Source organism: Stenotrophomonas sp. LGBM10 (assembly GCF_046736075.1).
Lineage (GTDB): Bacteria > Pseudomonadota > Gammaproteobacteria > Xanthomonadales > Xanthomonadaceae > Stenotrophomonas.
This window is the reverse complement of the sequence record NZ_CP177163.1, coordinates 1045141-1057027: the sequence shown is the minus strand read 5'-3', so window position 1 is coordinate 1057027 and position 11887 is coordinate 1045141. Positions and strand designations below refer to the sequence as shown.

Sequence of the window (11887 nt, the reverse complement as noted above, 5' to 3'; positions counted from 1 at the left end):
CTGGAGGGATCATGAGCGAAGCAACCACCGCCCCCGGCTTCAAGCCGAAGAAGTCCGTCGCCCTGTCGGGCACCGCCGCCGGCAACACCGCGCTGTGCACCGTTGGCCGCAGCGGCAATGACCTGCACTACCGCGGGTACGACATCCTGGACCTGGCCAACACCAGCGAGTTCGAGGAAATCGCCCACCTGCTGGTGCACGGCAAGCTGCCGACGCGCGCCGAACTGGTCGCCTACAAGGCCAAGCTGAAGTCGCTGCGCGGCATCCCGGCCGCGGTCAAGGCCGCGCTGGAAGAACTGCCGCCGTCGGCACACCCGATGGACGTGATGCGCACCGGCGTGTCGGTGCTCGGCTGCGTGTCGCCGGAGAAGGACGACCACAACCACCCGGGCGCGCGCGACATCGCCGACAAGCTGATGGCCTGCCTGGGCTCGATGCTGCTGTACTGGTACCACTGGAGCCACAACGGCCGCGCCATCGACGTGGAAACCGACGATGACTCCATCGGCGGCCACTTCCTGCACCTGCTGCATGGCGAGAAGCCGCAGGACTCGTGGGTGAAGGCGATGCATACCTCGCTGATCCTGTACGCCGAACACGAGTTCAATGCCTCCACCTTTGCCTGCCGCGTCATCGCCGGCACCGGCAGCGACATGTACAGCTGCATCACCGGCGGCATCGGTGCGCTGCGCGGCCCCAAGCATGGCGGCGCCAATGAAGTGGCGTTCGAGGTGCAGAAGCGCTACGACTCGCCGGACGATGCCGAGGCCGACATCAAGGCCCGCGTCGAGCGCAAGGAAGTGGTCATCGGCTTCGGCCACCCGGTGTACACCGTCAGCGATCCGCGCAACAACGTGATCAAGGACGTGGCACGCGAGCTGTCGACCGAGCAGCAGAACCTGAAGATGTTCGACATCGCCGAGCGTCTGGAATCGGTGATGTGGGACATCAAGAAGATGTTCCCGAACCTGGACTGGTTCAGCGCGGTGAGCTACCACATGATGGGCGTGCCGACGGCGATGTTCACCCCGCTGTTCGTGATTGCGCGCACCTCCGGCTGGAGCGCGCACATCATCGAGCAGCGCGTGGACGGCAAGATCATCCGCCCGAGCGCCAACTACACCGGGCCGGAAGACCAGGCCTTCGTGCCGATCGACCAGCGCAAGTGATGTGTCCCACCCGCACCCGGTAACGGGTGCAACGCGGAGCGGGCTGGCCATGCCAGCCCGTCTCCGTTGCGGCGTCGCCACTCCCTTTTTGCCGGTGTAACGACGCCCCGGCCCGCCAACAAGCAGCTATCGCCAGCCATGAACAGCACCTACCGCAAGAATCTCCCCGGCACTGCGCTGGACTATTTCGACACCCGGGCCGCCGTTGACGCGCTCCAGCCCGGCGCCTACGCCACGCTGCCGTACACCTCGCGCGTGCTGGCGGAAAACCTGGTGCGCCGCTGCGATCCGGCCACCCTGGACGCCTCGCTGCGGCAGCTGATCGAGCGCCGCCAGGACCTGGATTTCCCGTGGTATCCGGCCCGCGTGGTGTGCCATGACATCCTCGGCCAGACCGCGCTGGTGGACCTGGCCGGACTGCGCGATGCCATCGCCGATGCCGGCGGCGATCCGGCCCAGATCAACCCGGTGGTGCCGACCCAGCTGATCGTCGATCACTCGCTGGCGGTGGAATACCCGGGCTTCGACAAGGCCGCGTTCGCCAAGAACCGCGCCGTTGAAGACCGGCGCAACGAAGACCGGTTCCACTTCATCAACTGGACCAAGAAGGCGTTCAAGAACGTCGACGTGATTCCGCCGGGCAACGGCATCATGCATCAGATCAACCTGGAGAAAATGTCGCCGGTGATCCAGGTGCGCGACGGCGTGGCCTTCCCCGATACCTGCGTGGGCACCGACAGCCACACCCCGCACGTGGATGCGCTGGGCGTGATCGCGATCGGCGTGGGCGGCCTGGAAGCGGAGAACGTGATGCTCGGCCGCGCCTCGTGGATGCGCCTGCCCGACATCATCGGCGTGGAGCTCACCGGGCGCCCGCAGCCGGGCATCACCTGTACCGACATCGTGCTGGCACTGACCGAGTTCCTGCGCAAAGAGCGCGTGGTCGGCGCCTGGATCGAGTTCTACGGTGAGGGCGCAACCGCGCTGACCATCGGCGACCGCGCCACCATCTCCAACATGACCCCGGAGTTCGGCGCCACCGCGGCGATGTTCTCCATCGACCAGCAGACCCTGGACTACCTGCGCCTGACCGGCCGCGAGGAAGCCCAGGTGCAGTTGGTGGAGACCTACGCCAAGGCCGCCGGCCTGTGGTCGGATGACCTGGCCCAGGTCCAGTACCCGCGCGTGCTGCAGTTCGATCTGTCCAGCGTGGTGCGCAACATGGCCGGCCCGTCCAATCCGCACAAGCGCGTGGCGACCGCCGATCTGGCCGCACGCGGCATCGCGGATGAAGCCAAGCTGGCCTCGGGCAAGGTCGAGCAGGAACAGGGCCTGATGCCGGACGGCGCGGTGATCATCGCAGCCATCACCAGCTGCACCAACACCAGCAATCCGCGCAACGTGATCGCCGCGGCGCTGCTGGCGCGCAATGCCAACCGCGCCGGCCTGACCCGCAAGCCGTGGGTGAAGAGCTCGCTGGCGCCCGGTTCCAAGGCGGTGCAGCTGTACCTGGAAGAGGCTGGCCTGCTCGGCGACCTGGAACAGATGGGCTTCGGCATCGTCGCCTTCGCCTGCACCACCTGCAACGGCATGAGCGGCGCGCTCGATCCGAAGATCCAGCAGGAAGTGATCGACCGCGACCTGTACGCCACCGCGGTGCTGTCGGGCAACCGCAACTTCGACGGCCGCATCCACCCGTATGCCAAGCAGGCCTTCCTGGCCTCGCCGCCGCTGGTGGTGGCCTATGCCATTGCCGGCACCGTGCGTTTCGACATCGAGAAGGACGCGCTCGGCCATGACGCCGATGGCAATCCGATCACGCTGAAGGATCTGTGGCCCAGCGATGCCGAGATCGACGCGGTGGTGGCCGCGAGCGTCAAGCCGGAACAGTTCCGCCAGGTCTACGACCCGATGTTCACCTTCAAGGTCGAGCACGGCGCGCCGATCAGCCCGCTGTACGAGTGGCGCCCGCAGAGCACCTACATCCGTCGCCCGCCGTACTGGGAGGGCGCACTGGCCGGTGAGCGTCCGCTGCGCGGCATGCGTCCGCTGGCGGTGCTGGGCGACAACATCACCACCGACCACCTGTCGCCGTCCAACGCGATTCTGGCCAGCAGCGCGGCCGGTGAATACCTGGCGAAGATGGGCCTGCCGGAAGAGGACTTCAACTCCTACGCCACCCACCGCGGCGATCACCTCACCGCGCAGCGCGCCACCTTTGCCAACCCCAAACTGATCAACGAAATGGTCGTGGTCGATGGGCAGGTGAAGCAGGGCTCGCTGGCGCGCGTGGAGCCGGAGGGCGAGGTCACCCGCATGTGGGAAGCGATCGAAACCTACATGGAACGCAAGCAGCCGCTGATCATCATCGCCGGTGCCGACTACGGCCAGGGCAGCTCGCGCGACTGGGCCGCCAAGGGCGTGCGCCTGGCGGGTGTGGAAGCCATCGCCGCCGAGGGCTTCGAACGCATCCACCGCACCAACCTGATCGGCATGGGCGTATTGCCCCTGGAGTTCAAGGAAGGGGTCAACCGCAAAACCCTGGGCATCGACGGCACCGAAACCTTCGATGTGATCGGCGAGCGCGTGCCGCGCGCCGAGCTGACCCTGGTCATCCATCGTCGCAGCGGCGAGCAGCTCAACGTGCCGGTCACCTGCCGGCTGGACACGGCCGAGGAAGTCTCGATCTACGAGGCCGGCGGCGTGCTGCAGCGCTTCGCCCAGGATTTCCTGGAATCCTCGCAGGTCGCCTGATCCACCCCGCCTCACGACGGCCCGGCAACGGGCCGTCTTTTCAACAGGACCTCCTCATGGCGTTTCTTCCCCAGCTCCGCATTCCTGCCACCTACATGCGCGGCGGCACCAGCAAGGGCGTGTTCTTCCGCCTGCAGGACCTGCCCGCCGCAGCGCAGACACCGGGTGCGGCCCGCGACGCGCTGCTGATGCGCGTGATCGGCTCACCCGATCCCTATGGCAAACACACCGATGGCATGGGGGGCGCCACCTCCAGCACCAGCAAGTGCGTGATCATCGCCGCGCCGTCGGTGCCCGACCACGATGTGGACTACCTGTACGGCCAGGTCTCGATCGATACCGCGTTCGTGGACTGGAGCGGCAACTGCGGCAACCTCAGCACGGCGGTCGGCCCGTTCGCCATCAGCAACGGCTTCATCGACCCGGCACGCGTTCCGCGCGACGGCATCTGCACCGTGCGCATCTGGCAGGCCAACATCGGCAAAACCATTCTGGCGCACGTGCCGATGGTGGACGGTGAGGTGCAGGAGACCGGCGATTTCGAGCTGGACGGGGTGACCTTCCCGGCGGCCGAGATCCAGCTCGAGTTTCTTGATCCGTCCGACGACGGCGACGGCGAGGGCGGCTCGATGTTCCCCACCGGCAACCTGGTCGACACGCTGGATGTGCCAGGCGTGGGCACCTTCGAGGTGACCATGATCACCGCGGGCATTCCCACCATCTTCCTCAACGCTGCCGACCTGGGCTACACCGGCACCGAGCTGCAGCCGGCGATCAACGAGGACAAGGCGGCGCTGGCACGGTTCGAGGCGATCCGCGCGCATGGGGCGGTGCGCATGGGCCTGATCGCCAGCATCGAGCAGGCCGCCACGCGCCAGCACACGCCCAAGGTCGCCTTCGTCGCCCGCGCGCAGGACTATGTGTCTTCCAGCGGCAAGCAGATCGCGGCCGGCGACATCGACCTGCACGCGCGCGCGCTGTCGATGGGCAAGCTGCACCACGCGATGATGGGCACCGCCGCCGTCGCCATCGGTACCGCGGCCGCGATTCCCGGCACGCTGGTCAACCGGGCCGCCGGTGGTGGCGAACGTGAGGCCGTCACCTTCGGCCACCCGTCCGGCACGCTGCGCGTGGGCGCCCAGGCCGCGTGCGTTGACGGCCAGTGGACAGTCACCAAGGCCATCATGAGCCGCAGCGCGCGCGTGCTGATGGACGGCGCAGTGCGCGTCCCCGCATAAACCGCACCGCCCAGCCCGTAGAGCGGGGCTCTGCCCCGCTGCAGCACCACCCCGTAGAGCGGGGCTCTGCCCCGCTGCACCACCGTACACCTCCGTAGAGCGGGGCTCTGCCCCGCTGCCAGCGCCGGCCCACCAGGAGCGAGACGATGACCAGCGGCAGCCCCCCGTCCAACGAACGCGTCGCGTGGGATGCGGTCATGACCGACATCGTCGACTACGTGCGCGACTACCCGGTGGAATCGCCACTGGCCTACACCACCGCCCGCCACTGCCTGATCGACACGCTCGGGTGTGGCCTGGCGGCATTGTCGTTCCCGGCCTGCAGCAAACTGCTCGGGCCGCTGGCGCCGGGAACCCGGGTGGTCAACGGGGCACGGGTGCCGGGCACCCGGTTCGAACTGGACCCGGTGCAGGCCGCCTTCAACATCGGCACGATGGTGCGCTGGCTGGATTTCAACGACACCTGGCTGGCGGCCGAGTGGGGCCACCCGTCCGACAACCTCGGCGGCATCCTGGCCACCGCCGACTGGCTCAGCCGCAACGCCGAGGCGCTGCGCCGCGCGCCGTTGACCATGCGTGACGTGCTGGTGGCGATGGTCAAGGCCCATGAAATCCAGGGCTGCCTCGCCCTGGAGAATGCCTTCAACCGGGTTGGGCTGGATCACGTGGTGCTGGTCAAGGTGGCCTCCACCGCCGTGGTCGCGCATCTGCTCGGGCTGGACCGCGAGCGCATGCTCAACGCGGTGTCGCTGGCCTGGGTGGACGGGCAGGCGTTGCGTACCTATCGCCACGCGCCCAACACCGGCTCGCGCAAGAGCTGGGCGGCCGGCGATGCCACCAGCCGCGCCGTGCGCCTGGCGCTGATGGCCGCCACCGGCGAGATGGGCTACCCCAGCGCGCTCACCGCGCCCACCTGGGGGTTCTACGACGTCTCCTTCGGCGGGCAGCCGTTCCGCTTCCAGCGGCCCTACGGCAGCTACGTGATGGAGAACGTGCTGTTCAAGATCAGCTATCCGGCCGAGTTCCACGGCCAGACCGCAGTCGAAGCGGCGATGCAGGTGCATGCCCGCATGCGGGCGGCCGGCAGACGCAGCGAGGACATTGCGCGCATCACCCTGCGCACCCAGCAGGCCTGCCTGCGGATCATCGACAAGTCCGGCCCGCTGCACAATCCGGCCGACCGCGACCACTGCGTGCAGTACATGGTCGCCATCGCGCTGATCTTCGGCCGGCTGGTCGCCGAGGACTACGAGGACGACGTTGCCGCCGATCCGCGCATCGACCCGCTGCGCGCGAAGATCGCCTGCGTCGAGGAACCGCGCTTCACCGCCGACTACCTGGACCCGGACAAGCGCAGCATCGCCAACGCGCTGCACGTGACGTTCAACGACGGCACCACGCTGGAGGCGGCGGTCGAGTATCCGCTCGGCCACGCCCGTCGCCGCGCCGAGGGCATTCCGCTGCTGGAGGACAAGTTCCGCCGGCACCTGGCCGGGACCTTCCCGACCGTGCAGCAGCGCCGCATCCTGGATGCCTCGCTGGACCCGGTGGTGCTGGAGGCGATGCCGGTCCACGACTATGTGGACCTTTACGTGGCCGGGTAGAGCCGACCACTGGTCGGCTGCCGCCGGCTTCGCACCTGCCTGCCCACCATGACGCCCGGATCGCCAGGGGCCCCGCCCCCGAACGGGCCGGGAGGGCCCGTATACTGGCCGCCTTGATCAAGGAGTGACGTCATGGCTAGCCGCAGTCGGGTCGGGCAGTGGGGCTGGAAGGGAATCGCAGGTCTGGCGCTGGCCGCCGGCCTGGTGCTGGGCATCGGGGGCTGCAAGCGCAACGACAGCGGCCAGTTGCCGGCGCCGTCCGGCGCGCCGATCGCCGCCAAGGCCGAGGCCGTTGCCGGGTTCACCCTGGTCCGCGCCTTCCCTGACCAGAAGAGCGACGGCCTGTCGCTGGCGCTGGAGTTCTCGCGCCCGCTGGTCGGCACCCAGGACTTCGACACGCTGGTGCGGTTCGCCGAGAAGGTTGGCACCGAGGGCAGCAGCTGGACCCTGTCCGATGACGGCAAGACCCTGCGCTACCCCTTCGTGGAGGCGGCCAAGGAGTACACCTTGATCGTCTCGCCGGACCTGCTCGCCGCGGACGGCAGCCGGATCGGCAAGGAACTGCGCCAGAAGGTGTTCAGCGGCGAACTCTCGCCGGCCGCCGGCTTCGCATCGCAGGGCAGCGTGCTGCCCGCGCGCGACAGCCGTGGCCTGCCCGTGGTGTCGGTGAACGTGCCGGAAGTGGACGTGGAGTTCCTGCGCGTCCGCGAGAAGGAACTGCCGAACTTCTTCAGCCAGTACCAGCGCGGCGGCCGCCGCGGCAGCTGGGATCTGGACAGCGAGTACGGCGAAAAGACCCCGATGTCCAAGCTGGCCGAGCCGGTGTACGTGAACCGCTTCGTGCTGGGCGGCAAGCAGAACGAGCGCGTGCTGACCTACCTGCCCACCCAGGACATCAAGGAGCTGCAGGCCCCGGGGCTGTACTTCGCGGTGATGAAGCGCAGCGGCACGTTCGACAGCGAGTTCGATACCGCCTTCTTCACGGTCAGTGACATCGGCCTGCACACGCGTGCCTACAAGGACACCCTGTTCGTCCATACCGCCTCGCTGCAGAGCGGCGCGTCGCTGAAGAAGATCGACCTGCGCGTGCTCGACGGCAAGGGTGAGGTGGTGCTCAAGGGGGCGACCGATGCCAACGGCAATGCCCTGCTGAAGTACACCCTGGATGCTAGCCACGTGCTGATTGCCAGCAGTGGTGGCGACACCACCATGCTGCCGTTCAACCAGCCGGCGCTGGACCTGAGCGAGTTCGCCGTGGCCGGGCGCGACAACGCCTGGTTCGACGTGTTCGCCTGGTCCGGCCGCGACCTCTACCGCCCCGGCGAGACCGTGCGCATTTCCGCGCTGCTGCGCGACAACGACGGCAAGCCGGTCGGTGGGCCGGGCAAGGCCGCCCAGCCGGTGTTCCTGCGGCTCAAGCAGCCCGATGGCAAAACCTTCCGCGAAACCCGCCTGCAGCCGGGCGAGCAGGGCTACTTCAGCTTTGAACAGACCATCCCGGCCGAGGCCCCGACCGGCCGCTGGCAGGTGGAGTTCCGTACCAACCCGGCCAGCAAGGAAGCCATCCAGGGCATGACCCTGCGCATCGAGGAGTTCCTGCCCGAGCGCATGAAGCTGGACCTGGACAGCGCGCAGAAGACCCTCAAGCCCGGCGAACCGCTCAAGCTGATGGCCGACGCCGCCTATCTGTATGGCGCGCCGGCCGACGGCAACCGCTTCACCGCACGGCTGGCGGTGGCCGCCGAACAGTCGCCGGTGGAATCGCTGCCGGGCTACTTCTTCGGCGACCCGACGATGGAACTGCCGCGCGAAGCGCGCGATGTGCTCGACACCGAGTTCCCGGCCGATGGCAAGCTGCGTCAGGACGTGGTGCTGCCGGCCGAGGTCAAGGCGACCGCCCCGGTGGCGGTGGTGGTGTCCGGCAGTGTGTACGAGACCGGTGGCCGCACCGTCACCCGCACCCTCAAGCGGGTGATGTGGCCGGCGCCGGTGCTGGTCGGCGTGCGCCCGTTGTTCAAGCCCGAGGACGGCGCCGACGCCAACAGCAACGCGCGCTTCCAACTGATGCGCGTGGATGCGGCCGGCAAGGCACAGCCGGCCAAGGGCCTGAAGGCCACGCTGGTGCGCGAGCTGCGCGACTACCACTGGAGCTTCAACGACAACCGCTGGGACTACGACTTCACCCGCCGTTTCGAGAACAAGGAAACCCGCACCCTCGATGCCGGCACGGCCGCCACCACGGTGGATTTCGCGGTGGAGTGGGGCGAGTACCGGCTGGACGTGTTCGATCCGGCCACCGGCCTGACCAGCCGTTATCCATTCCGCGCCGGCTGGAGCTGGAATGACGACAACCGTGGTCTGGATGCGCGGCCGGACAAGGTCAAGCTGGCCCTGGACAAGACCGGCTACAAGGCCGGCGACACCGTGCGCGTCACCGTCACCCCGCCGCACGCCGGCAAGGGGGTGCTGATGGTGGAAAGCGACAAGATGCTCTACGTGCAGGACATCGACGCCAAGCCGGGCAGCACCTTCGACATTCCGGTGACGGCGGAATGGGAACGCCACGACATCTACATCACCGCGCTGGTATTCCGCGGCGGCAGCGCGCCGAGCAAGATCACCCCGGCCCGCGCGGTGGGCGTGGTGCATGTGCCGATGGACCGCAAGGCCCGCCAGGTGGCAGTGGGTCTGTCCGCACCGAAGCAGATGCGTCCCGAGCAGACCCTGCCGGTGACCGTGAGCGCGCCGCAGTTGGCCGGCAAGGTCGCGCATGTCACCGTTTCGGCGGTGGACGTGGGCATCCTCAACATCACCCGTTTCCCGGTGCCCGACGCCGCCGCGCACTTCTTCGCGCAGCGCCGCCTTGGCGTGGATGCCTACGACATCTACAGCCGTGTGATCGAAAGCTTCGACGGCGCCAGCGGCAAGCTGAAGTTCGGCGGCGACATGGCGCTGGCGGCGATGCCGCAGGCCAAGCGGCCCACCGCACGCGTGCAGACCGTGGACCTGTTCTCCGGCCCGGTGAAGCTCGATGCCAAGGGCATCGCCCGGGTCACGCTGAAGGTGCCGGACTTCAACGGCACCCTGCGCATTTCCGCGCTGGTGTACTCGGATGACCAGTACGGCAAGCGTGACATGGAGACCGTGGTACGCGCGCCGATCCTGGCCGAAGCCAGCATGCCGCGCGTGCTGGCGCCCGGCGATACCAGTACGGTGACCCTGGACGTGCAGAACTTCACCGGCAAGCCGGGCGAGTTCAAGGTCCAGGTCGATGGGATCGGGCCGCTGACGCTGGGCGAACCGACCCGCGCGCTGACCCTCGCTGCCGATGCCAAGCGCACCTTGAGCTTCCCGCTCACCGCGCGCGAGGGCTATACGGTGGCCAAGGTGCGGGTGCGTGTGGATGGCAACGGCTTCAAGGTGGATCGCCGCTATGACCTGCCGGTGCGCGCGGCGTGGCCGCAGGTGCTGCGCGCGCAGACCCGCTCGCTCGATCCGCTGGTGGCGGTAAGCATGGACGCCGGCCTCGCCGATGGCCTGATGAACGACTCGGTGACCGCGCACATGCTGGTCAGCGCGTTGCCGCCGATTCCGTTCGCCAGTGCGCTCAACGGCGCGCTCAGGTACCCGTACGGCTGTGCCGAGCAGACCACCAGCAAGGGCTACGCGGCCCTGATGCTGGATGAGGCCACCTCGGCCATGCTCGGCGCCGACGGCCTGGATGCCAAGGCCCGCCGCGAGCGCATGGAAGGCGCGTTCGGCCGGCTGGCCTCGATGCAGGTGGCCAACGGCAACTTCTCGATGTGGGGCGACGACGGCTACGTCAACCCGTGGCTCACCCCGTACATCGCCGAGTTCCTGCTGGACGCCAAGGACGCCGGTTTCGCGGTGCCCGACGCGGTGCTGCAGAAGGCGCTCAACCGCCTCAGCGAGGACCTGCTGTCCGGTGGCAACCAGTTCTATGGCGAGGACCGCCGCGAGAACCTGAAGTTCGCCAACCAGGCGTACTCGGGCTACGTGCTGGCGCGTGTCAACCGCGCCCCGCTGGGCACGCTGCGCGCGCTGTACGACAACGAACGCAGCAAGTCGTTGACCGGGCTGTCGCTGGTTCACCTTGGTATCGCGCTGTCGCTGCAGGGCGACCACAAGCGCGGCGATGCCGCGATCGCGGCCGGCTTTGCCAAGCGCGCCGACGATCGTCCGGCCTACTTCGGTGACTACGGCAGCGTCGTCCGCGACGATGCCCTGATGATCGCGCTGCTGCACGAGCGCAAGCTGTCCAAGCCGGCGTACGACGCGCGGGCCATCGACCTGGGCCGCGCGCTCGATGCACGCCGCAACAGCGGCTATATGTGGCTGAGCACGCAGGAACAGGTGGCGCTGGCGCGCATGGGCAAGGCGCTGGCGGCCAACCAGAAGAAGCTGGTCTCCGGTGAGCTGACGATTGGGGGTGACAGTGAAGCCATCTCCGCGCGCCGCATGTTCGGCCGCAGCGTCGACTACGCCGCGCTGGCCAAGGGCGTGCGGTTCACCCCGCAGGGTGAGCCGCCGATGTTCGCCAGCCTGGAGGTCGCCGGCATCCCGCGCAACCCGCCCGAGCCGGACAGTCGTACGCTCGGCGTGGAGCGCAGCTGGTACACCACCGACGGCAAGCCGTGGACGCCGCGCGCGCTTAAGGAAGGCGAGGCGCTGATCGTGCGCGTCAGCGTGACCCCGAACGTGGACATGCCCGACGCGCTGCTCACCGACCTGCTGCCGGCCGGCCTGGAGATCGAGAACTTCAACCTCGGCGACGCCAAGCAGTGGGCCGATGTGGTGGTCGACGGGCTGAGCGTGAACGACCGTGGCGATGCGGCCAACGTCAAACACGAAGAGTTCCGCGACGACCGCTACGTGGCCGCGCTCAGGCTCTCGCGCGGCAGCACGGCCAAGGTGTTCTACCTGGTGCGCGCGGTCACCCCGGGCACCTACCGCGTGCCGCCGCCGCTGGTGGAGGACATGTACCGTCCCGACCTGCGCGGGGTGGGCCGCAGCTACCCGACCACACTGACCGTGGTGCAGCCATAGCCGCTGGCCGGGCCACCGCATTGGCGGTGGCCCGGCGGTCCGTGTTGCCGATGCC

The 11887-nt window shown here is 68.3% G+C and carries 5 protein-coding genes; all 5 read left to right on the top strand.

What is annotated here, in order from left to right:
* Positions 1–11 precede the first annotated feature (11 nt).
* Positions 12–1169, top strand: coding sequence for a 2-methylcitrate synthase (gene prpC, locus ACLB90_RS04485; RefSeq protein ID WP_411851803.1), 1158 nt, complete (start codon positions 12–14; stop codon positions 1167–1169).
* Positions 1170–1307: 138 nt separating this feature from the next.
* Positions 1308–3923, top strand: coding sequence for a Fe/S-dependent 2-methylisocitrate dehydratase AcnD (gene acnD / locus ACLB90_RS04480; RefSeq protein ID WP_411851802.1), 2616 nt, complete (start codon positions 1308–1310; stop codon positions 3921–3923).
* A 56-nt stretch (positions 3924–3979) separates the two neighbouring features.
* Positions 3980–5161, top strand: a complete 1182-nt coding sequence (gene prpF, locus ACLB90_RS04475) for a 2-methylaconitate cis-trans isomerase PrpF (protein WP_411851801.1) — start codon at positions 3980–3982, stop codon at positions 5159–5161.
* 146 nt (positions 5162–5307) lie between these two features.
* Positions 5308–6765, top strand: a complete 1458-nt coding sequence (locus ACLB90_RS04470) for a bifunctional 2-methylcitrate dehydratase/aconitate hydratase (protein WP_411851800.1) — start codon at positions 5308–5310, stop codon at positions 6763–6765.
* 132 nt (positions 6766–6897) lie between these two features.
* Positions 6898–11832: an alpha-2-macroglobulin family protein gene (locus ACLB90_RS04465; protein WP_411851799.1), complete on the top strand. Its 4935-nt coding sequence runs from the start codon at positions 6898–6900 to the stop codon at positions 11830–11832.
* The last annotated feature ends 55 nt before the right edge of the window (positions 11833–11887 follow it).

Excerpts from the sequence above, each read along its gene's own strand:
- ACLB90_RS04470 (WP_411851800.1), top strand. The coding sequence starts at position 5,308 with ATGACCAGCGGCAGCCCCCCGTCCAACGAACGCGTCGCGTGGGATGCG.
- prpC (WP_411851803.1), top strand. The coding sequence starts at position 12 with ATGAGCGAAGCAACCACCGCCCCCGGCTTCAAGCCGAAGAAGTCCGTC.
- acnD (WP_411851802.1), top strand. The coding sequence starts at position 1,308 with ATGAACAGCACCTACCGCAAGAATCTCCCCGGCACTGCGCTGGACTAT.
- ACLB90_RS04465 (WP_411851799.1), top strand. The coding sequence starts at position 6,898 with ATGGCTAGCCGCAGTCGGGTCGGGCAGTGGGGCTGGAAGGGAATCGCA.
- prpF (WP_411851801.1), top strand. The coding sequence starts at position 3,980 with ATGGCGTTTCTTCCCCAGCTCCGCATTCCTGCCACCTACATGCGCGGC.